The organism is Streptomyces sp. NPDC018263 (genome assembly GCF_055562575.1).
Window position 1 is genome coordinate 76,972 of sequence record NZ_JBVHFA010000007.1, and the last position, 21,636, is coordinate 98,607.

Annotated in this window: 19 protein-coding genes; 12 read left to right on the forward strand and 7 right to left on the reverse strand. The window is 72.3% G+C overall.

Annotated features, from left to right (window positions below; translation table 11 throughout):
* Positions 1–8: 8 nt before the first annotated feature.
* Positions 9–848, reverse strand: coding sequence for an SDR family oxidoreductase (locus ACZ3HQ_RS20835; protein WP_467512935.1), 840 nt, complete (start codon positions 846–848; stop codon positions 9–11).
* 198 nt (positions 849–1,046) lie between these two features.
* Between ACZ3HQ_RS20835 and ACZ3HQ_RS20840 the strand changes: the two genes are divergently transcribed.
* The 10 genes from ACZ3HQ_RS20840 (at position 1,047) to ACZ3HQ_RS20885 (ending at position 10,837) form a co-directional block, all read left to right on the forward strand.
* Positions 1,047–1,835: an SDR family NAD(P)-dependent oxidoreductase gene (locus tag ACZ3HQ_RS20840; protein WP_467512937.1), complete on the forward strand. Its 789-nt coding sequence runs from the start codon at positions 1,047–1,049 to the stop codon at positions 1,833–1,835.
* A gap of 50 nt (positions 1,836–1,885) precedes the next feature.
* Entirely contained in the window at positions 1,886–3,046 is a 1,161-nt protein-coding gene (locus ACZ3HQ_RS20845) for a thiolase family protein (protein WP_467512938.1), read from the forward strand.
* Positions 3,047–3,104: 58 nt separating this feature from the next.
* Entirely contained in the window at positions 3,105–4,250 is a 1,146-nt protein-coding gene (locus ACZ3HQ_RS20850; protein ID WP_467512940.1) for an acyl-CoA dehydrogenase family protein, read from the forward strand.
* Entirely contained in the window at positions 4,247–5,431 is a 1,185-nt protein-coding gene (locus ACZ3HQ_RS20855; RefSeq protein WP_467512942.1) for an acyl-CoA dehydrogenase family protein, read from the forward strand. Before ACZ3HQ_RS20850 ends, ACZ3HQ_RS20855 begins: the two co-directional genes overlap by 4 nt.
* A complete protein-coding gene (locus ACZ3HQ_RS20860; RefSeq protein ID WP_467512944.1) occupies positions 5,428–5,814 on the forward strand; it encodes a Zn-ribbon domain-containing OB-fold protein in 387 nt (128 codons plus the stop codon). Before ACZ3HQ_RS20855 ends, ACZ3HQ_RS20860 begins: the two co-directional genes overlap by 4 nt.
* On the forward strand, positions 5,811–6,977 hold the full coding sequence (locus ACZ3HQ_RS20865) for a thiolase (protein WP_467512946.1): 1,167 nt from the start codon (positions 5,811–5,813) through the stop codon (positions 6,975–6,977). The genes ACZ3HQ_RS20860 and ACZ3HQ_RS20865 overlap by 4 nt, the downstream gene beginning before the upstream one ends.
* A complete protein-coding gene (locus ACZ3HQ_RS20870; RefSeq protein WP_467512948.1) occupies positions 6,974–7,903 on the forward strand; it encodes an HTD2 family dehydratase in 930 nt (309 codons plus the stop codon). The genes ACZ3HQ_RS20865 and ACZ3HQ_RS20870 overlap by 4 nt, the downstream gene beginning before the upstream one ends.
* Positions 7,900–8,352: a MaoC family dehydratase gene (locus ACZ3HQ_RS20875; protein ID WP_467512950.1), complete on the forward strand. Its 453-nt coding sequence runs from the start codon at positions 7,900–7,902 to the stop codon at positions 8,350–8,352. The genes ACZ3HQ_RS20870 and ACZ3HQ_RS20875 overlap by 4 nt, the downstream gene beginning before the upstream one ends.
* A 34-nt stretch (positions 8,353–8,386) precedes the next feature.
* Positions 8,387–9,154 (forward strand): 3-oxoacyl-ACP reductase FabG, encoded by a 768-nt coding sequence (gene fabG / locus ACZ3HQ_RS20880; RefSeq protein WP_467512952.1) that lies wholly within the window; start codon positions 8,387–8,389, stop codon positions 9,152–9,154.
* A 129-nt stretch (positions 9,155–9,283) separates the two neighbouring features.
* Complete coding sequence (locus ACZ3HQ_RS20885) at positions 9,284–10,837, forward strand: long-chain-fatty-acid--CoA ligase (RefSeq protein WP_467512953.1); 1,554 nt, start codon at positions 9,284–9,286, stop codon at positions 10,835–10,837.
* 25 nt (positions 10,838–10,862) lie between these two features.
* Here ACZ3HQ_RS20885 and ACZ3HQ_RS20890 read toward each other — a convergent pair whose 3' ends face one another.
* From ACZ3HQ_RS20890 to ACZ3HQ_RS20905, 4 genes are all read right to left on the reverse strand, one after another.
* Positions 10,863–11,741 (reverse strand): enoyl-CoA hydratase-related protein, encoded by an 879-nt coding sequence (locus ACZ3HQ_RS20890; protein WP_467512954.1) that lies wholly within the window; start codon positions 11,739–11,741, stop codon positions 10,863–10,865.
* 138 nt (positions 11,742–11,879) lie between these two features.
* A complete protein-coding gene (locus tag ACZ3HQ_RS20895; RefSeq protein WP_467512956.1) occupies positions 11,880–13,037 on the reverse strand; it encodes an acyl-CoA dehydrogenase family protein in 1,158 nt (385 codons plus the stop codon).
* 41 nt (positions 13,038–13,078) lie between these two features.
* On the reverse strand, positions 13,079–14,227 hold the full coding sequence (locus tag ACZ3HQ_RS20900) for a CaiB/BaiF CoA transferase family protein (RefSeq protein WP_467512957.1): 1,149 nt from the start codon (positions 14,225–14,227) through the stop codon (positions 13,079–13,081).
* Positions 14,224–14,988: a crotonase/enoyl-CoA hydratase family protein gene (locus ACZ3HQ_RS20905; RefSeq protein WP_467512958.1), complete on the reverse strand. Its 765-nt coding sequence runs from the start codon at positions 14,986–14,988 to the stop codon at positions 14,224–14,226. Before ACZ3HQ_RS20905 ends, ACZ3HQ_RS20900 begins: the two co-directional genes overlap by 4 nt.
* A 74-nt stretch (positions 14,989–15,062) precedes the next feature.
* Here ACZ3HQ_RS20905 and ACZ3HQ_RS20910 point away from each other — a divergent pair, with 74 nt between their 5' ends.
* Positions 15,063–16,340: an MmgE/PrpD family protein gene (locus ACZ3HQ_RS20910; RefSeq protein WP_467512960.1), complete on the forward strand. Its 1,278-nt coding sequence runs from the start codon at positions 15,063–15,065 to the stop codon at positions 16,338–16,340.
* Positions 16,341–17,321: 981 nt separating this feature from the next.
* Complete coding sequence (locus ACZ3HQ_RS20915) at positions 17,322–19,511, forward strand: serine/threonine-protein kinase (protein ID WP_467513542.1); 2,190 nt, start codon at positions 17,322–17,324, stop codon at positions 19,509–19,511.
* An 8-nt stretch (positions 19,512–19,519) separates the two neighbouring features.
* Here the strand turns inward: ACZ3HQ_RS20915 and ACZ3HQ_RS20920 are convergent, their stop codons facing one another.
* Positions 19,520–20,725 (reverse strand): metallophosphoesterase, encoded by a 1,206-nt coding sequence (locus ACZ3HQ_RS20920; RefSeq protein ID WP_467512961.1) that lies wholly within the window; start codon positions 20,723–20,725, stop codon positions 19,520–19,522.
* Positions 20,726–20,825: 100 nt separating this feature from the next.
* Positions 20,826–21,635, reverse strand: a complete 810-nt coding sequence (locus tag ACZ3HQ_RS20925; RefSeq protein WP_467512962.1) for a M15 family metallopeptidase — start codon at positions 21,633–21,635, stop codon at positions 20,826–20,828.
* Position 21,636: the final 1 nt, after the last annotated feature.

Here is a 21,636-nt window from a genome sequence, read left to right on the forward strand (position 1 = left end):
CCGCGTGATCAGTCCAGGAAGATGTCCACGGCCAGCGGCTCGGAACCGGCGGGATCGGCCCGGTAGCGAGCGAAGTCGGTGACGCCGGCCTCGCGGAGCACCTCCTCGTCCACGAAGGTGTTCCCGGTGCAGTCGGCAGCCGGTCTGGTGAGCACCTCCCAGGCGGCGTCGGCCATGATCTGCGGCGTCCGGCTGACCCGGCGCACAGCCTCCTCCCCGCGCGTCAGCGCGCTCGCCGCGGTGGCGACGACCGTGCGCGGCCACAGGCAGTTGGCCGCCAGGGAGGTGCCACGGTGTTCCTCGGCGACACCGAGGGTGATCATCGTCATCGCGAACTTGCTGACGGTGTACGGGGCGTGTGCGCGCAGCCAGCGCCGGTCGGCGGAGAGCGGCGGCGACAGGGTGAGCACGTGCGCGTCGCCGGAGCGCAGCAGGTGCGGAAGCGCGTGCGAGGTCAGCGTGAACGTGCCTCGCGCGTTGACGTCCATCATCAGGTCGTAGCGCTTGAGCGGGAGTTCGCCCGGGTTCTGCAGGGTGATCGCGGACGCGTTGTTGACCAGCACGTCGATGCCGCCGAACCGCTCCACCGCGGCGGCGACGGCCGCGCGGACGTGATGCTCGTCGCGGACGTCGCCGACGTGGGCCAGCACCTGGCCGCCCGCGTCGCGGATCGCCTGCGCGGCGGTGTGGATCGTGCCGGGAAGGCGTGGGTCGGGGGTGTCGGTCTTGGCGAGCAGCACGATGTTCGCGCCGTCGGCGGCGGCGCGCAGGGCGATGGCGAGGCCGATGCCCCGGCTGCCGCCGGACATCAGCACGGTGCGCCCTTTCAGGGAGCGAGGGGTCGACATGACGAGAGCCTTCCGGGGAGGGGCACGGGGACCTTGAGGAGGGGGGCCGGGGTGAAACACCTCACGCCGCGGCGAAGCGCCGACGACCTGGACAGCCTTGTCAGCCGAGCGTAACTTATCGATCGTTCGAATAGATTGAGTCGGCGGCCACATCCCGGCCGTGTCGACCGTCTCGTTCTGGAACAGGGAGCCGACAGCATGCAGATCAGCGGAGCCTCAGCCATCGTCACCGGGGGAGCCTCCGGGCTGGGCCGGGCCACCGCCGCGCGACTGGTCGCGGACGGCGCCCACGTCGTCCTGCTCGACCTGCCGACCTCCGCGGGAGAGGAGACCGCGAAGGAACTCGCCGCCCAGGCTCCCGAGGGCACCGGCGTCCAGGTCCGCTTCGTGGCCGGCGACGTGCGCAGCGAGGAGGACGCCGCCCACGCGGTCGCCACCGCGGCCGCACTCGGGCCGCTGCGCGTGACGGTCAACTGTGCGGGGCTCGGCAAGGCCGGCCGTACCGTGGCCCGCGACGGCTCGGCCTATCCGCTGGAGGACTTCCGCCGCGTCGTCGAGATCAACCTGATCGGCAGCTTCAACGTGCTGCGCCTGGCCGCCGCCGAGATGGCCCGCAACGAGCCGGTCGACGGACAGCGCGGCGTCATCGTCAACACCGCCTCGGTCGCCGCCTTCGACGGCCAGATCGGCCAGTGCGCCTACTCCGCGTCCAAGGGCGGCCTCGTCGGCATGACCCTCCCCATCGCCCGCGACCTCGCCGGCATCGGCGTCCGCGTGCTGACCATCGCCCCGGGCCTCTTCGACACCCCCTTGCTCGGGCGCCTCCCGCAGGAGGCCCGCGACTCGCTCGGCAAGCAGGTCCCGCACCCGGCCCGGCTCGGCCGTCCGTCCGAGTACGCCGGGCTCGTCGCCGCGATCGTCGCCAACGACTACCTGAACGGCGAGGTCATCCGTCTGGACGGCGCGATCCGGATGGCGCCCAAGTAGCCCGTCGGCAGGACACCGGCACCGACCACTCTTCGAAGGAGCAGCCCCTCATGCGTGACGCAGTGATCGTCGACGCCGTGCGCACCCCGGTCGGGAAGGGCAAGCCCGGCGGCGCCCTCTCCTCGATCCATCCCACCGACCTGTCCGCCCACATCCTCAGGGCGCTGGCCAGCCGCAACGCGCTCGACCCGGCCACCGTCGACGACGTCGTGTGGGGCTGCGTCTCCCAGGTCGGCGAGCAGGCCGGCAGCATCGGCCGCTACTCCGTCCTCGCCGCCGGCTGGCCCGAGCACGTACCGGGTCTGACCGTCGACCGCCAGTGCGGCTCCTCGCAGCAGGCCGTCCACCAGGTCGCCGCCGCCGTCATCGCGGGCCAGTACGACATCGCCGTCGCCGGCGGCGTGGAGTCGATGAGCCGGGTCCCGATGGGCGCGACCCGCGCCGGCGGAGCGTTCGGCGAGCCCTACGGTCCGCTCGTCGCCGCCCGTTACGACAACTACCGCTTCAACCAGGGCATCGGCGCCGAGATGATCGCCGCCGAGTTCGGACTGAGCCGCACCGACCTGGACCAGCACGCCCTCGACTCCCATGCCCGCGCCGCCCACGCGATCGACGAGGGCCGCTTCAAGGGCCAGATCGCCCCGGTCACCCGCGACGACGGCACGATCGCCGACACGGACGAGGGCGTCCGCCGCGGCGGCACTCTGGAGCAACTCGGGGCGCTGAAGACGCCGTTCAAGGAGGACGGCGTCATCTCGGCGGGCAACGCCTCCCAGATCTCCGACGGCGCCGCCGCACTGCTCATCACGACCAGCGAGATCGCCGCCGCCAACGGCTGGGCCCCGATCGCCCGCTTCCACACCGGGGTGGTCACCGGCGTCGACCCGATCACCATGCTCAAGGGCCCGATCCCCGCCACCGAGAAGGCGCTCAAGCGCGCGGGGCTGACGATCGACCAGATCGGCGCTTTCGAGATCAACGAGGCCTTCGCCTCCGTCTCGCTCGGCTGGCAGCGCGCCACCGGCGCCGACTACGAGCGCCTCAACCCCAACGGCGGCGCGATGGCGCTCGGCCACCCCCTCGGAGGCTCGGGCGCCCGCCTCATGACCACCCTCGTCCACCACATGCGCGACCAGGGCATCCGCTACGGCCTGCAGGCCATGTGCGAGGGCGGTGGGATGGCCAACGCCACCGTTCTCGAACTGATCTGACGGACGCTTCCCCCCCACCCGCGACCGACCGCCACCCAGCCCACCCGGAGAAAGGCCCATGGAAGCAGCCGAGTTCAAGGACGTGCTCGACGCCGTCCGCCGCTTCGTGCGCGAGTACGTCGTCCCGCGCGAGGACGAGATACAGCAGACCGACGCGATCCCGCCTGACATCCGGCGCAAGGCCGTCGACATGGGCCTGTTCGGGTACACCCTCCCCGAGGAGTTCGGCGGCCTCGGGGCCACCCTCACCGAGGACGTGCGACTGGCCTTCGAGTTCGGCTGGACCACGCCCGCGTTCCGCTCCATGTTCGGCACCAACAACGGCATCGCCGGCAAGGTGCTGGTCAGCGCGGGCACCGAGGAGCAGCAGCAGGAGTGGCTGCCGCGCCTGGTCGCCGGCCAGGTGGCGTCCTTCGCGCTCACCGAGGCCGAGGCCGGCTCCGACCCCTCGGGCCTGACCACCCGGGCCGTCCGCGACGGCGACGGCTGGGTGATCGACGGCGCCAAGCGGTTCATCACCAATGCGCCGCTGGCGGACCTGTTCGTCGTCTTCGCCCGGACCGGCGCGGAGTCCCGAGGCGCGAAGGGGATCTCCGTCTTCCTGGTCGACGCGAAGCTGTCCGGCGTGACCGTCGGCCCCAAGGACCACAAGATGGGCCAGGCCGGCGCCTGGACCGCCGAGGTCTTCTTCGACCAGGTGAGGGTCGAGGCGAGCGCGCTCGTCGGCGGACGCGAAGGCGCCGGGTTCTCCGAGGCCATGAAGTCCCTGGTCCGCGGGCGGGTCCACATCGCCGCGCTGTGCGTGGGCATGGCCCAGCGCCTGCTGGCCGAATCCGTCGCCCACGCGCGGACCAACCGCCAGGGCGGCACCCCGATCGGCGAGTTCCAGCTCGTCCAGGCCATGCTCGCGGAGATGCAGACCGGCCTGTACGCCGGACGCGCCATGGTCCTGGAGGCCGCCCGCGCCTACGACAGCGGCGAGGACCGCAAGGTCGGGCCGTCCGCCGCCAAGCTCTTCTGCTCCGAGATGGTCGGCCGCGCCGCCGACCTGGCCGTGCAGATCCACGGCGGCATGGGCTACATGCGCGAGGTCCCCGTCGAGCGCATGTACCGCGACGCCCGCCTCTTCCGTATCTACGAGGGCACCAGCGAGATCCAGAAGCTGATCATCGGCCGGTCCCTGATCAAGGACGGTGTCCGATGAGCATGACCGAAATCCCCGTCAGCGCCCGCCTGTCCGACGACGAGCGAGAGATCGTCGAGGTCGTCGCCGACTTCGTCGATCGCGAGGTCCGGCCCGTGGCCCAGGAGTTGGAGCACGCCAACGCCTACCCCGAGCGACTGATCGAGCAGATGAAAAGGCTCGGTGTGTTCGGCCTGCTCGCCCCGGCCGAACACGGCGGCGTCGACGTCTCCACCGGCTGCTTCGCCCTGGTGGCCCAGGAACTGGCCCGCGGCTGGATGTCCCTGTCCGGTGCCATGGGCGGCCACTCGGTGGTCACCTACCTGATCCGCACCTTCGGCACCCCCGAGCAGCGGGCCGCCTACCTGCCCCGCCTCGCGACCGGGGAACTGCGCGCCACCATGGCCCTGACCGAGCCCGGCGGCGGCTCCGACCTCCAGGCCATGCGTACCAAGGCGGTCCTGGCCGACGGCGGTTGGACCATCGACGGCACCAAGACCTGGATCACCAACTCCCGCCGCGCCGGGCTCATCGCCCTGCTGTGCCGCACCGAGCCGAGACAGAACAAGGGCTACTCCATCCTGCTGGTCGAGCAGGACGCCGGCTACCAGGTCTCCAAGGACCTGCCCAAGCTCGGCTACAAGGGCGTCGAGAGCTGCGAGGTCGTCTTCGACCAGGTCCGCGTCCCCGAGACCGCCGTTCTCGGCGGCGCCTCCGGTCTGGGCTTCGCGCAGATGATGCGCGGCCTGGAGATCGGCCGCATCCAGGTCGCCTCCCGCGCCCTGGGCGTCGCCCAGGCCGCCCTGGACGACGCCACCCGCTACGCCCAGGAGCGTCACACCTTCGGGCAGCCGATCTGGCAGCACCAGGCCATCGGCGGCTACCTGGCCGACGGCGCCACCAAGCTCCGGGCCGCCCGCCTGCTCACCCTCGACGCCGCCGCGCGCGTCGACGCGGGGGAGCGCGCCGACATGGAGGCCGGGATGGCGAAGCTGTTCGCCTCCGAGGTCTGCATGGAGATCGCCCTCAACGCGGTGCGCATCCACGGCGGTTACGGCTACTCGACCGAGTTCGACGTCGAGCGCTACTTCCGCGACGCCCCCCTGATGATCGTCGGGGAGGGCACCAACGAGATCCAGCGCAACGTCATCGCCAAGCAGCACATCGCCCGCAACCCCGCCGACGGCAGGGGTCGCCGATGACCGCCCCCGCCCTTGGCTACGCCGACGGCCTCGCGGCGGGCGAACTGCGCTTCCAGCAGTGCGCCGACTGCGACCGCCCCGTCTTCCACCCCCGCGTGCTGTGCCCCGTCTGCGGCGGCGAGAAGCTCACCTGGCACACCAGCGCCGGGCGCGGCACCGTCTACGCCACCACCGTCCTGCACGCCCGCGGCCGCGAACCGTACAACGTCGCGCTCGTCGACCTCGACGAGGGCTTCCGGATGATGACCCGCGTCGAGGGCGTCGCGCCCGAGCGCGTCGCCATCGGGGCCCGGGTCCGCCTGACGGTCGTCCAGGAGGACGGAGCGCCGCTCGCCGTCTTCCACCCCGAGTACGCCGACAGCGATGAGGAGACCGGCCGATGACCGACCGCAGCCTGCGCGGCAGGTCGGCCGTCGTCGGCGTCGCCGAGTCCGACCTCGGGCAGGTCGCCCCGGGGCTCACCCACTTCGACCTGATCGGCCAGGCCGCCACCCGGGCCCTGAAGGACGCCGGCGTCGCCAAGTCCGAGATCGACGGCTTCTTCTGCGCCTCCTCCTACCTGCCCTTCGCGACCCTGGACGTCGCCGAGTACCTCGGCATCCGCCCCCGCTACAGCGACTCCTCCAACATGGGCGGCTCCTCGTTCGTCTCCCACCTGCTGCACGCCGCCGCCGCCATCGAGGCCGGCCTGTGCACGACCGCGCTCATCGCCTACGGCTCCACCCAGCGCTCCGACGGCGGACGCCTCGTCTCGCCGACCAAGCTCCTGCCATGGGAAGAGGCCTACAAACCGCGCTACCCCGTCTCCATGTACGCGCTCGCGGCCTCCCGTCACATGCACGAGTACGGCACCATCCGCGAGCAGCTCGCCGAGGTCGCCGTCGCCGCGCGTGCCTGGGCGCAGCTCAACCCCGCCGCGTTCACCTACGGCCGCGGCCCGCTGACGGTGGAGGAGGTCCTCTCCTCGCGGATGATCAGCCACCCGCTCACCTCGAAGGACTGCTGTCTGGTCACCGACGGTGGCGGATCGGTGATCCTCACCAGCGCCGAGCGGGCCCGCGAGCTGCGAGGCGACCCCGCGTACCTGCTGGGCGCGGGCGAGGCGCACTGGCACCGCTCGATGTCGCAGATGCCCGACCTCACCACCACCGCGGCGGTCGAATCCGGCGGCCGGGCGTTCGAGATGGCCGGGCTCAAGCCCGCCGACGTGGACGTGGTCCAGCTCTACGACGCGTTCACGGTCAACCCGATCCTGTTCCTGGAGGACCTCGGGTTCTGCGCCAAGGGCGACGGTGGCGCGTTCGTCTCCGGCGGGCGGATCGCCCCCGGCGGCGAACTTCCGGTCAACACCAACGGCGGCGGCCTGGCCTACTGCCACCCGGGCATGTACGGGATCTTCCTCGTCATCGAGGCGGTCCGGCAACTGCGCGGCGAGGCGGGCGCGCGCCAGCAGCGTGACGTCCAGGTCGCGCTCGTCAACGGAAACGGCGGCGTACTGTCCAGCCAGGCCACCGCACTGCTCGGCACCGCGCAGGCCCTCGGATGAGCGCCCTGGACCCGCGCGAGCAGCCCCCCGCCCTCTTCGCCGACCTCGCCGAGCACTGGCGACCGGAACCGGTCGAGGTGACCGGCCTCGTCACCAGCGCGCCTGTGCCGGCCCTCGCGGGCCTGTTCGACCAGGAGCCGCCCGCCGGCGCGGTCGGCGATCCGCTGCCGCCGCTGTGGCACTGGCTCTACCTGCTCGACCAGCCCGCCCAGGCCGAGCTCGGCGAGGACGGCCACCCCCGCGACGGTCTCTTCGTGCCGCCGCTTCCCGAGCGACGTCGCATGTTCGGCGGCGGACGCCTGGAGTTCCGCGCGCCGATCCGCGTCGGGGACCGGCTCACCCGCCGCTCGGAGGTGACCCGGGTCCGTGTCACCCGAGGCGGCAGCGGCTGGCTGCTGCTGGTGACGGTCCGCCACACCTACACGGTCGACGAACAGATCCGCACGGTCGAGGAGCAGGACCTCGTGTACAAGCAGGCCGACATCTACAAGCAGGCCGACGCACCCGCCCGTCCTGCCGTCGCGGCAGAGACCGAGGCACCCGCTCCCGAGCCGGCGGCCCAGCCGTGGAGCTTCACGCTCGCGCCCGAACCGACGCTGCTGTTCCGGTTCAGCGCGCTCACCTACAACGCCCACCGCATCCACTACGACCGCGACTACACCACCCGCGTCGAGGGCTACCCCGGCCTCGTGGTCCACGGCCCGCTGCTCGCGCTCTCCCTGCTGGAGGTGGTGCGCCGCTTCGCTTCCCACCGGTCCGTCGCCTCGTTCAGCTACCGGCTGCGCAGCCCCCAGTTCGCGCCCGCCCCCGTACTCGTCGCGGGCACCCCGCACGACGACACCGTCCAACTGCAGGCCGGTACGCCGGGACGTGCACCCGGCTGCAGCGGCTCGGTCGTCTTCGCATCCAGGGAAGGAAGACCGTGAGGACCTTCGGCTCGCCCGCCGAACTCGCCTCCGCCGTCGGCACCACGATCGGGACCGGCGAGTGGACCGAGATCGACCAGAAGCGGGTCGATCTGTTCGCCGACGCCACCGGCGACCACCAGTGGATCCACGTCGACGTCGAGCGTGCCGCGGACGGACCCTTCGGCGCGACCATCGCCCACGGCTACCTCACCCTGTCGCTGATCCCGGCGCTCACCCGCGACGTCTACCGCGTCGAGGGCGTCCGGATGGGCGTCAACTACGGCCTGAACAAGGTGCGTTTCCCCTCGCCCGTGCGGGTCGGCGCCCGGACCCGGCCGACCGTCGCCGTCACCGCGGCCGAGGAGGTCGCGGGCGGCTTCCAGATCACCACCACCGTGACCATCGAGATCGAGGGCTCGGCCAAACCCGCCTGCGTCGCCGAGACCGTCGTACGCCTCTACGCCTGAACACCTCCCCCTCGTAGCCCGTCTGGAGTCTCCCGTGTCCGACAGCAGCACTTCCCCGCGCGTCGCCATCGTCACCGGAGCCGCGCGCGGCATCGGCGCCGCCACCGCGCGGCGTCTGGCCGGCGACGGCTTCGCGGTCGCCGTACTCGACCTGGACGCCGACGCCTGCGCCGAAACCGTCGCCGCGATCGAGAAGGACGGTGGCCGCGCCGTCGCCCTCTCCGTGGACGTCGCCGACGCGGGCAAGGTCGCCGCCGCCGTCGACGGCGTGGTAGCCGAGCTCGGCGCCCCGACCGTGCTGGTCAACAACGCCGGGATCACCCGCGACAACCTCCTTTTCAAGATGACCGAGCAGGACTGGGACGCCGTCCTCGGAGTCCATCTGCGCGGCGCCTTCCTGATGAGCCGCGAGGTGCAGAAGAACATGACCGCCGCCAAGTGGGGACGCATCGTCAACCTCTCCTCCACCGCGGCCCTCGGCAACCGCGGGCAGGCCAACTACTCCGCCGCCAAGGCCGGCATGCAGGGCTTCACCAAGACCCTCGCCATCGAACTCGGCCCGTTCGGTGTCACCGTCAACGCCATCGCGCCCGGATTCATCGTCACGGAGATGACCGCCGCCACCGCCGAGCGTGTCGGCCTCTCCTTCGAGGACTTCAAGAAGGCAGCCGCCGAGCGCGCCGCCACCCGCAGCGTCGGGGCGCCGGAGGACATCGCCGCCGCCGTCTCCTACTTCGTGCGCGGCGAGGCCCGGTTCGTCACCGGACAGGTCCTCTACGTCGCCGGCGGCCCGCGCGGCTGACACCGCGCGGTCACCGGACCCGTCATGGGTCCGCGCACGCGCGCCGGGCGCACCGCACGTGGGTGCGCCCGGCGCGCGGGATCACCCGCTCAGCCGCTCCTCCCCGCCCACGACGAACGAGGGAGCCCCATGGGCCGCCACCTTCCCGAAATGGTCCGCCTGCACGCCCGTGAGCGCGGACACCGCCCCGCCCTCAGCACCGAGGGACGCGTCCTCGACTACGCCGAGCTCGACAGCCGCACCAACCGCCTGGCCCGCGCGCTGCTGGGCGCGGCACCGGCCGGGGCCCGTATCGGCTCTCTGCTCACCGCCCGCCCCGAATCCGCCGAGTTGCTGATCGCCGCCGCCAAGTCCGGCCAGGTCGCGGTGCCGCTCAACTGGCGCCTGGCCGCCCCCGAACTGGCCGCCGTCGCAAGGGACGCACAGCTCAAGGTCCTGGTGACCGAACCCCGGTTCCTGCCGCTGGCACGGCAGGTGCGCGACGCGATGCCGGAGCTCGTCCTGGTCGCCGTCGGCGAGGCCCCCGGGGAGCACATCGACGCTGCCGCAGACCTGCTCGACTACGAGACCTGGCTCGTTCAGGCACCCGACGACGACCCGGGCCACGGCACCGACCCGGAGGCGGTCTTCCTGCAGCTCTACACCTCCGGTACCACCGGCGTGCCCAAGGGTGTGCTGGTCAGCCACGGCAGCTTCTGGACCTCGGCGGACATCAGCGCCGTCCACGGCTGGGACGAGGAGTCGGTCACGATCAACTGCCTGCCGATGTTTCATGTGGCGGGCACGGGCTGGCTGGGCTCGGCCCTGAGCGCCGGCGCCCACACGAGGATGCTCGCGGAGTTCCGCCCGCCCGCTCTGGCCGAACTGATGGAGAGCCTCGGGGTGACCCACGCCTTCTTCGTCCCGGCGATGCTCCAGATGATGACCGGGCTGCCCGACATCCACGACCGCGACTTCTCCCGTATGAAGACCGTCGTCTATGGCGCCTCCCCGATCACCCCGCCCCAACTGCGGCGGGCCATGGCGGTGTTCGGCTGCGACTTCGTGCAGAGGTACGGCCTGACCGAGACCGCCGGCTCCATCACCTTCCTGCGGCCCGAGGAGCACGACCCGGACGGGCCGCGCCGGCACCTGCTGCGGTCGGCCGGCCGTGCGATGCCGGGCGTCTACCTGGTCATCGCCGACCCGGCCACGGGCGAGCCGCTCCCGCCGCGCGAGGTGGGGGAGATCCGGACCCGCTCACGGCACAACACGACCGGCTACTGGAACCGGCCCGAGGAGAGTGCCGCGCTTCTCGACGCGCAGGGCTGGCTGCACACGGGTGACGCGGGCTACCTCGACGAGGACGGCTTCCTCTACATCACCGACCGGATCAAGGACGTGATCATCACGGGTGGCGAGAACGTCTACCCGATCGAGGTCGAGTCCGTCCTCGCCGAGCACCCGGCCGTGGCCGACGTGGCCGTGATCGGCCTGCCGCACGACAAATGGGGCGAGCAGGTCACCGCGGTCGTCGTGCGGCGGCAGGGGGTTCCCGCGCCGACGGAGGAGCAACTGATCGACTTCACCAGGGGGAAGATCGCCTCCTACAAGAAGCCGCGCCGCGTCGTCTTCGCCGACGAGCTTCCCCACACGCCCAGCGGCAAGATCCTCAAGAGGGATCTGCGCTCCGCGCTGTCCTGATCGCCTGCGGGTGCCGCCTTCGGCGTCAGTCCCGCCAGGGCAGGTAGTCGGGCAGGTCGTGCGGCACCTGGCCGGGGAAGTCGGGCTCGCGTCGCTCGAAGAACGAGCGCACGCCTTCCCCCGCGTCCTTGCCCCGCACCAGGTCGAAGACCAGGCGCGAGTCGAGTCGGTGGACCTGCTCGGGCGACTCGGCGAAGGCCATCCGCAGTACGAGCTGCCGGGTGATCGCCACCGCGACGGGCGCCGTGCGAGAGACCAGCTCCGCTGCCAGGGCGTAGGCGGCGTCCAGGAGTCGCTCCGGCTCGTGGAGGCTGTGGACCAGCCCCGAGGCCAGCGCCTCATCGGCGCTGACGGTGCGTCCGGAGACCAGCCAGTCCATCGCGCGGCCCATCCCCACCAGGCGTGGCAGGAACCAGGCGGAGCCCCCCTCGGCCACGATGCCGCGCCGCGTGAAGGGGAAGCCGAACTTGGTGCCATGGGCGGCCAGCCGGTAGTCGCACGGCAGCAACATCGTCGAGCCGACCCCGACCGCCGCGCCTCGCACGGCGGCGATGACCGGCTTGTCGAGCGCGAACAGTTCCCGGGTGACGCGGCCGGCCGGCTCCTGATAGGTGCCGTTCGCGACGGCGGACAGGGTCTCCTCGTCCGTGTCGGTGCGGAAACCTCTGCCCTGGCCCGGCCCGCCGCCCAGGTCGGCGCCGACACAGAACACGTCCCCGGCACCCGTCAGCACCACGACGCGCACCTCGGCGTCGGCGTTCGCGAGGCGCAGGGCGTGCGCGAGCTCGTCGGCCATCTGTCGGGTGTAACCGTTGCGGGCGGCGGGCCGGTTCAGTGTGAGCGTCGCGATCCGGTCGGCCACGGAATAGGCGATCTGCGCGTAGGGCGGGGCGGTCTCGGACACCTGGGGCTCCTCGTCGAGGGCAGGGGCATGCGGCGGGCGGACGATGCACACGCGGCGGCAGCCGTGGCTGCGCGCCTCTTCAAACTGAACGAACGATCGAAAAGTTACCTGACTCGTGTCTGGTTGCCTGACTCGTGTCTACAGGCCGAGGTCCTTCGCGATGATCGTTTTCATCACCTCGCTCGTGCCGCCGTAGATCCGCGAGACCCGGGTGTCGGCGTACAGGCGGGCGATCGGATACTCGGTGATGTAGCCGTATCCGCCGTGCAACTGCAGGCACTTGTCGATGATCCGGCCCGCGGTCTCGGTGCAGAAGAGCTTTGCCTTGGCGGCGTCGGCGATGGCCAACTGCCCGGCGTCGTGCAGCTCCAGCGCCCGGTCGACCAGGACCTGCGCCGCCTCCAGCTCCGCGGCGCACTCGGCCAGCACGAACTTGGTGTTCTGAAAGGAGGCCACCGGTTTACCGAAGACCGTGCGCTGCTTCACGTAGTCGGTCGCGAACCGGACCGCGGCGGCCGCGGCCGCGGTCACACCGATGGCGATGGTCAGGCGCTCGCGCGCCAGGTTGTGCGACAGGTAGGAGAAGCCCTCGCCCTCCTCACCGAGGAGGTTCTCCACCGGCACCTTGACGTCGGTGAAGGACAGCTCGGCCGTGTCGGAGGTCTTCAGGCCGATCTTCTGCAGCTCGCGGCCCACCTCGAAGCCGGGCGACGCCGACTCCACGCACAGGATCGACAGCCCGGCCCGCCGGTCCTCCGGGGTGGCCGGCGAGGTGCGGCACACCACCAGCACCAGGTCGGCCAGCGCCCCGCCGGTGATGAAGGTCTTCGCGCCGTTGAGCACGTAGTGGCTGCCGCCCGAGGACAGTTCCGCGCGGGTCGTCATGCCAGCGAGGTCCGAACCGGTGCCCGGCTCGGTCATCGCGATGGCCGTCATGATGTCCCCGCTGGCGAAACCGGGGAGCCAGCGGCGCCGCTGTTCCTCGTTCGCGTAGCTCATCAGGTACGGGAGGATCAGGTTGGCGTGGACGGAGTAGTTGCCGAAGGACACGGCCGCGCGGGCCAGCTCCTCCATCACCACGGCCTGGAACTTGTAGCTGGTCTCGCCGGCCCCGCCGAACTCCTCGGGCACCTCGATGCCCAGCACGCCGAGATCGCCGAGCCTGCGGTAGAAGTCGCGCGGAGGGTGGCCGAGCTGCTCCCACTCGTGGAAAACCGGGACGACCTCCTTCTCGATGAAGTCCCGGACGGTAGCCCGGAATGCCTCGTGGTCCTCGTTGTAGACGGTGCGCAGCACGGCGTCCTCACATTCGTCGGTCGTCGGGGGAGGGTCGGGGGTCAGGCCAGGACGCCGAGACGGATGAGTGCGTCGACGTCGTCATCGTGGAAGCCGTGGCGAAGCAGCGTCGCGCGGGTGTCGGCGCCGATCAGCGGCGCGGCCTTCGGCGTCGCCAGGGGAGTTCGGCTGTAGCGGGGCGCGGGTGCGGGCTGGACCGAGCCGTCGATGTCGGTGGTGTAGGTGCGCCGGGCCTGGTTGTGCGGATGGTCCGGTGCCTCCGTGAGCGACAGCACCGGGGTGACACAGGCGCCCTGACCGTCGAAGGCATGGGCCCACTCGTCGCGGGTCCGGGTGGCGAACGTGGCCTCCAATCGCTTGCGCATGGCGGGCCACGCGCACCTGTCGTGCTGCTCGCTGAAGTCCGGGTCCTCGGCGAGTCCGAGGCCCCGCAGCAGCGCGGCGTAGAACTGGGGCTCGATCGCGCCGACGGCGACGTGCCGGTCGTCGGCGCACCGGTACACGCCGTAGAACGGTGCGCCGCCGTCGAGCAGGTTGACGCCGGGGCGGTCCTGCCAGCGGCCCTGGCCGAGGAACCCGTAGGTCATGGCGAGCAGGAGTGCCGAGCCGTCCGTCATCGCGGCGTCGACGACCTGGCCGGCTCCGGTCGCCCGTGCGTGCACCAGAGCGCCGAGGACGCCCAGCGCCAGCAGCATGCCGCCGCCGCCGAAGTCGCCGACGAGATTGACCGGCGGCACCGGGTCGCCCCCTGCCGGGCCGACGGCGTGCAGGGCTCCGCTCAGGGCGATGTAGTTGATGTCGTGTCCGGGTTCCCGGGCCAGCGGTCCGTCCTGACCCCAGCCGGTCATCCGGCCGTACACCAGTGCTGGGTTGATCGAGTGGAAGTCCTGTGGCCCGAGCCCCAGGCGCTCGGTGACCCCGGGGCGGAACCCCTCGATCACCGCGTCGACGCTTTTCGCGAGGGCGAGGACAGTGGCCGCCCCTTGCGGGTTCTTCAGGTCCACCGCGATCGAGCTCCGGTTGCGGTGCAGCGTGGGGTGGCGGGTCACCGACCCCGCGTCGGCAGGCCGGTCGACGCGGATCACCTCGGCGCCCAGATCACCGAGCAGCATCCCGCAGAACGGGGCCGGCCCGATGCCGCCGAGCTCCAGAACGCGGACGCCGGACAGGGGACCGCGTGCCGTGCTCATCGCCCGGTCCAGCGGGCCCGGCGCTTCTCGGCGAAGGCGCGAGCGCCTTCCGTCGCGTCCTCGGACGCGAACACCGTTTCGGCGATGGCCCGTTGGCGGTCCCAGACCTCCTCGGACGGCCAGGAGGCGGCCTCGGCGACGATCCGCTTGGTCGCCCGGACGGCGAGCGGCCCGTTGGCGGCGATGGAGTCGGCCAGCGCGCGGGCTCCGGCCAGCGCGTCGCCGGTGCCGGTGAGACGGTTGACCAGGCCCAACTCGTGGGCCCGCGGAGCGCCGAGGAACTCGCCGGTCAGCGCGTACTCGAGCGCCACCTGGTAAGGGATCCGCTGTGGCAGTCGCAACAGCCCTCCCGCTGCTGCCACCAGGCCCCGCTTGACCTCGGGGATGCCGAAGCGAGCGGTGCCGGCGGCGACGACGAGGTCACAGGCGAGCGCGATCTCGCAGCCGCCGGCCAGCGCGTGGCCCTCGACCGCGGCGATCAGCGGCTTGGACGGCGGCGCCTGGGTCAGCCCGACCAGGCCCCGGCCGGGAATGCTCGGGCTCTCGCCGCGCAGGAACGCCTTGAGGTCCATGCCCGAGCAGAAGGTGCCGCCCGCGCCCGTGATGATCCCGACGACGAGGTCGTCGCGGGCCTCCAACTCGTCGAGGGCGGCAGCGACGCCGAGCGCCACCTCCCGGTCGAGAGCGTTGCGTGCCTCCGGCCGGTTGATCGTGATCACCGCGACGCCGCCGGTGAAGTCCGTCAGAACCGCATCGGACATGAGGGCTCCAAGTTCCAAAGAATTCGAACGATCGTTAAGTTACGATGTGGCGTGCCGCTCTGTCCAGAAGGGCGATGTCGCCGGCGCTCGACGGGCAATTACTTGTCGAGCGCTCGAACGGAATCCGGGAGTCCGCCGTGCCCTATCTCGCCGAAGAGCTTGCCGCCTGGGCCCATGGGCTCCAGCCGGGGCCTGCCGACCTGGCACTGGCCGAACGCCAACTGAAGGACACGCTCGCCGTCACGCTGGCCGCGCGTTCGCAGCCGATGGCCACTCTGGCCGCGGGGCTGCCCGACGCGGCCCGGTGGGCGGCCGTCGGCCACGTCCTGGACTTCGACGACCTGCACCTTCCCTCCACGACGCACATCAGCGTCGTCTGCGTCCCCGCCGTCCTTGCCACCGGCGGCGACGCCCGCGCGTATCTGGCGGCAGCGGGTGTCATGGCCCGGCTGGGCACGGCGCTCGGCTGGAACCACTACGCGGCGGGCTGGCACGCCACCTGCACCGCCGGCGCCCCCGCCGCCGCCATCGGGGCCGGGCTGGCGCTCGGGCTGGATACGGACGGCCTCACCCGAGCCCTGTGTCTGGCCCTCCCGGCCGCAGGAGGCGTCCAGCGGGCCTTCGGCACCGACACCAAATCCCTGCAGGTCGGGTTCGCCGCCGAGGCAGGTGTCCGGGCCGCACGCCTCGCGGCCGCGGGGGCGCAGGCCGACCCGTCCGCGCTGGACGCCTGGTTGGTGCTCGTGGGAGGTGATCCCACGGCTCTGGCGGCGCTGCTGCGCGAGCCCGGCCCAGAAGCCGTTCCCGGCGGGCTCGCGGTGAAGATCTTCCCCTGCTGCTACGCCATGCAGCGGCCCATCGGCGCCGTGCGGCGACTGCTCACCGAGGGTGCGCCCGATCCGGAGGACATCGCGTCCGTCACGGTCCACACGCCCGCGGCCGCAGTCCACCCACTGATCCACCACGAGCCGACCACCGGGCTCCAGGGCAAGTTCAGCCTGGAGTACGCCGTCGCCACCGCTCTGCTCGACGGGCACCCCGGGTTCGCGTCCTTCACCGACGACAGCGTCCGGCGCGCGCAGGCTCAGCGCCTGACACGACTCGTCCGGACCGATACCCAGGCAGGCGGCAGCGGTCTGCTCGTCGGCGAGACGACGGTCACCCTCACACTGGCCGACGGGACGGAGCGGCGGGCGACCCTCGCGGTTCCACCGGGAGCACCGGAACTGCCGCCCACGGGCGATGAGTTCGCCGCCAAGCTGGCCGACTGCGGCGCCGACGTTCCCGCGCTGCTCGACGGAATCGACTGGCCCGGCGCCGCCGCACTGCTGCGCGAGACCCTGCCGGGCTGACAGCCGACGATCGTCGGCGGCTCCCGCGGAGGCAGCCGACGCAGATGGTGCCGCCTTCCTCCCCCATCACAGGTGCACAGGCAGGGAACTGAGCGAAGTGCGGTTGATCGGCGGCAGTTCAGCCGGCGCGCTCGCGGTGGGTGTCGCGGCGGTCTTCCTCGTACGACGCCGAGGGGCGACCGGGGTGTGCCCCGCCTCTCCAAGCGCACGTTCGTCACCGCGGCGGCGGGCGCGCTGCTAGTGAGCTGTGGCGGCCACGACGGGGCATCCGCCGCTCGCTCCGGCGGCACGCATCTGACACCCCCGGCCCTCCGCAGATCCGTCCAAGACGTCGGCCACGCAACGCCGTTCGGTCGCGGTGCGACTGCGGATTCCCGGTATCGGCGTCGACACCCCCGATCATGCGGCTCGGGCCGGCGCAGGACGGCACCGTGCGGCTGCCGCGCGAACACCTCGCACCTCCGCCCGGCCGGTACGCGGAGATCCGCCGTGGCGCGGCCCGGCGCCGCATGCTGCGCACCGCAGTCGTGGCCGCTGCGGGCTGCGCGGTCGCCGCCCTGCTCGCCGTACCCTTCCTGCGCGGCGCGTCGCAGGGCCCCGTCCCCCGGGGGTCCCCCTCGCTCCGCTCCCGGCGGGCAGCTCCACGGCCCCGCCGACCCGGACCGAGCCGGTTCCCGGGAGTCCGCGCCCCGACGCCCGCTCCTCGGCCAGTACGTCGGCACGGCCGGCAGCCACGGCCTCGCCGTTCGCCGTTCCTTCGGCCACCCCTGCGGAGCGCCGGCCGGCGCCCCCGCCCCGCGCTCCCCGTCGACGGCGCCGACGCGCTCCGGAGCCGCGACGTCCGCCGGGAGTTGGGCAACACGAACCGTCAGGTCCAGCCACCCGTGTCGCCGTGCCCGACTGCCGTGCGGTTAGCTTGGGCGGGTCAGGTGGGCAGGTCCTGGGGCAGAGGTGCACGTGGAGAGCGGGAAGTCGGGAGCGGTGTCGCTGCGCGCGGGTGATCCGGCCGAGATCGGCGGTTATCCCCTGGAGGCGCGGCTCGGCTCGGGAGGCATGGGCACGGTCTACCTGGCCCGTACGGCTTCGGGGCGGGCGGTCGCCGTCAAGCTGATCCACCGCCACTTCGCGGAGGACGACGAGTTCCGGACCCGCTTCCGGCAGGAGGTGGCGGCCGCGCGGCGGGTGAGCGGTGCGTTCACCGCCGCCGTGGTCGACGCCGATCCCGAGGCCGAGCAGCCGTGGATGGCGACGGCCTACATCGAAGGGCGCACGCTCGCCCAGCACTGCGCGGCAGAGGGCCCACTGAGCGGGGCGAAGCTGCGGAACCTCGCCATCGGGCTGGCGGAGGCGCTGCGCGACATCCACCGGGCCGGTGTCGTCCACCGCGACCTGAAGCCCTCCAACGTCGTCCTCTCGCCCGAGGGTCCGCGCGTCATCGACTTCGGCATCTCGCGTGCCGCGGACCAGGAGACGCTCACGATGACCGGGCGGATCATCGGCACGCCGCCGTTCATGTCGCCGGAGCAGTTGCAGTCACCGCGCCACGTGGGGCCCCGGTCGGACGTCTTCTCGCTGGGCACCCTGCTGGTGTACGCGGCGACGGGCAGCGGGCCCTTCGGGGCCGACAGCCCTTACCTGATGGCGTATCAGGTGGTGCACGAGGAGCCGTCGCTCGGGGCCGTGCCGGAGGCGCTGCGCGCGGTCGTCGAGCCCTGCCTGGCCAAGGAGCCGGGGGAGCGCCCCTCTTCGGACGAACTCCTCGTGCTGCTGCGGAACCTGCCGGTCGACCTCGGCGGGACCGAGGCGGACGGAATCGGCTCGGGGCGGCCCGGTGACATGGTCACCCAGCACCTCGCCCTGACGCCGGACACCCCTGCCGGTCCCGCCGTGACAAGCAGTCGCCGTCTGCGATGGCGGCCCGCGCTCGCGGCCGCCGTCGCGGTGGCGGCGATCGGCGGGGCCGTCGCCGCGCTGGACGCGGTCCGCTCCGGGAGCGACGGCGACCAGGGCAAGGCCGTCGTGGCAGCGGGAGCCCCCCTTCCGGACGGTTTCAAGCCCTGGCGCGGGGTCGTGCTGGGCGGCCGCGAGGACATCCCGGACGAACTGCGCTGTGTCGCGCGCGGCGACGCGGTGTACTGCGGTGGCGGTGGTGTCGTCGCTGCCCGTCTGCGGGTCCGCGACGGCTCGCGGGTGTGGACGGTGAAGAGTCCGGGTGTCCCCGCCCAGGGCATGCACCTGGTGGGCGCGACGGACGACACGGTCCTCGGCTACCGCATCGCCGCGCAGGACGACCCCAAGTCCCCTCTCACCGAGGTGGTGGCCGTCGACGCCAGGACGGGCCGGGAGCTGTGGTCCGCGCCGTCAGGCGCGCAGTCGCAGGCCGTCACCGGCCGGACCCGGGACGCCGTCGTGGTCGGCTCCGCCGTCGTGATGGTCGACGGCGCCAACTCCCGCTTGGAGGCCCGGAGCGCGCACAGCGGTGCGGTCCTGTGGGCGACGCCGTTCCCCGCCGGCGCGCAGTGCGCTCCCGTCCCGGCCGGCCCGCGGCTCTTCGCGATGTGCGCGACGGACGAGGAGGTCAATGCCGTGGCGGTGCTCCACCCCACCCTGTACGAGGTCGACCGGGCCTCGGGCAGGCTGGGCGGCCCCATCGCGGTCGACGGGCCCGCCGTGCCGATGGACGTCGCGGGCGGCAGGCTCGTACTCCTCCGGGAGCGCTTGGACGGAGTCGCGTGGGACGGGTACGACGGGGTGGCGCGGGTCGACCCGGCCTCGCGCAAGGTCACGTACTCCCGGCTGGCCAGGACGTACGCGGGGACACCGGGCATGGCGGACGGCACCGTCTATGTGAGCGGGCAGACCGGCCTGGTCACGGCCATCGATCCCTCGACCGGCCGGAGCCGGTGGTCGCGTCAGACGGACGTGGAGGGCGCGTCGGGTCCGGTGGCGGGCGGCGGGGCGCTGTACTTCAGCTCGGCCACCGGCCGGGTCGTCGCCCTGTCGCCGCGCGACGGCACGCCCCTGTGGACGACGGGGCCGCAGGCCGATGGCCTGACCGGTGAACAGGGGGCGAGTCCGCGCGTCATCGTCGCGGGACGTGCGCTGATCGGGGCCGCGGCGCACAACACGCTCTTCGCCTTCGACACGCGGAAGCCGCCGAAAACCGGCTGACCCCCGCCCTAGGACGCCGAGCGGAGTACGAGCAACGTGATCTCGCTCGGGGCGAAGACCCGGAACGGCGGCCCCCAGAAGCCCGTTCCCCTGCTGGTGTAGAGCAGGGTGCGGGGGCCGTGGTGGGTGAGGCCGGCGAGGGCGGGCTGGTCCAGGCGGACCAGGTGGTGGAAGGGCCAGATCTGGCCGCCGTGGGTGTGGCCGGAAAGCTGGAGGTCGATGCCGTGGGCCGCCGCGCGGTCGATGAACTTGGGCTGGTGGGCGAGGAGAAGGACGGGAAGGCCGGGATCGGCGCCGTCGAGGGCGTCGGCGAGGTTCGCGCGGTGGCCCGGCAGGCCGGAGGACTCGGCCGTCACGTCGTCCACGCCCGCCACCACGAGGGTGTCACCGCCGCGCTCCAGCAGCACATGGCGGTTGCGCAGCGGCTCCCAGCCCAGCTCGTCCATCAGGTCGACCCAGCCCTGGGCCTCGCTGTAGTACTCGTGGTTGCCGGTGACGTAGACGCGGGCCCGAGTCGCCTCCACGGTGCCCAGCGGGGCGGCCTGCGCGCGGCGGCGTTCGGCCGTGCCGTCCGCGATGTCGCCGGTGTGGCAGACCAGGTCGGCCTCCAGGGTGTTCACCGTCTCGCAGACCCGTTCCGACCAGCGGGCGCGGTCGAGCGGGCCGTAGTGGGTGTCGGTGATCAGGACGACCCGGGTGCCGTCCAACCCGGCGCCCAGGCGCGGGAGTTCCACGTCGAGCCGGCGTACGCGCGGCACGCGCCGGGCCTCGGTGTACCCCCAGGCGAGCAGCGCGGCGGTCACCCCGAGGACGGCCCAGGTGACGATGCGCGCCCGGTCCTGTCCGTCACCCACCCCGGCCACGGTCAGGGCGAGCCGCAGCAGGATGCCGAGCAGGACGGACCAGACGAACAGCACCCACGCGCTCCCCAGCAGCGTGTCCCCGATGATCGCCGCCCAGTCCTGCTGGCGTCGGCCGTGGCCGCGCGCCATCGCCAGCGGCATGCCGATCAGCCCGAGGACGAACAGCGCGGTGCCGGTCAGCGTCACCGGGAGCGGCCAGCGCTGGCCGGTGTACAGAAGCACCCCGCACGGCACGGCCCACAGCAGGACCGGGGCGACCAGGGGGAGGTAGCGCATCAGGCGTTGCAGTCGGCCGCGCGGCGCCTCGTGCGCGTCACCGGCGGTGGACGGGGTGCTGCTGGTCTCGGTCACGCTTCCCCTTCACTGAAGTCTCCCGTGGAGCCCATTGTCCGCCGCCGCGAAACGGGCCGCGCTCCGGGGCTCGGTCGGTCCGTTTCGCGGCGGCGGAGGGTCAGCGTTTGGCCGACAGCGACTTCCAGGCCACCGGGAAGTCGAAGTACGTGTTCGGGTACGGCTCCGGCCGGTAGGTGTAGTGCCACCACTCCTCGGCCAGGTTCACGAAGCCGAGCTTCTCCAGAGTGCCCTTCAACAGCAGCCGGTTGGCCCGCTGTTGGCCCTGGATGCGCGGGTTGAGGGTGTGGGCGAGCGGGTCGAAGCAGTCGAAGCCGGTGCCCATGTCCAGGGAGTTGTCGGGGAAACGCTGCTGCTGGGGGGCGTAACAGGGGACGAGGGGCCGGCCGGGAGTGTACGGGCGGGTCGGCCGCGCCGGAAGCCGGACGACCGTCAGGTCCATGGTCGAGCCCCGGCTGTGGCCCGACTTCTCCGCGATGTAGCCGTCGGCGAAGAGCCGGGTCTTGTCGACCTTCGGGTAGAACTCGGCCTTCATGGTCTCGTCGTCCAGATCCTCGGCCCAGCGGACGAAGTGGTCGACGGCGCGCTGCGGCCGGTAACAGTCGTACACCTTCAGGCTGTAACCGTGGCGCAGGAGTTGGCGCTGTGCCTGGTGCAGGGCCTCGGCGGCCGGGCGGGTGAGGATGCAGACCGGCTGCCGGTAGCCGTCGATGCGCTCGCCGACGAAGTTGTGCCGGGTGAAGTAGCGCATCTCCTGGATGATCGTCGGGTCCACCGTGCTCAGGGCCACGAAGTCCTTCGGCGCCTTGTGTTCGGGCGTGGCACGGGCCGTGGCGGAGGCGGCGGTGACGGTCAGCAGGGCGGCTACGGCGGTGATGACACCGCGTGCGGCGCGGGAGAGTCGTGTCATG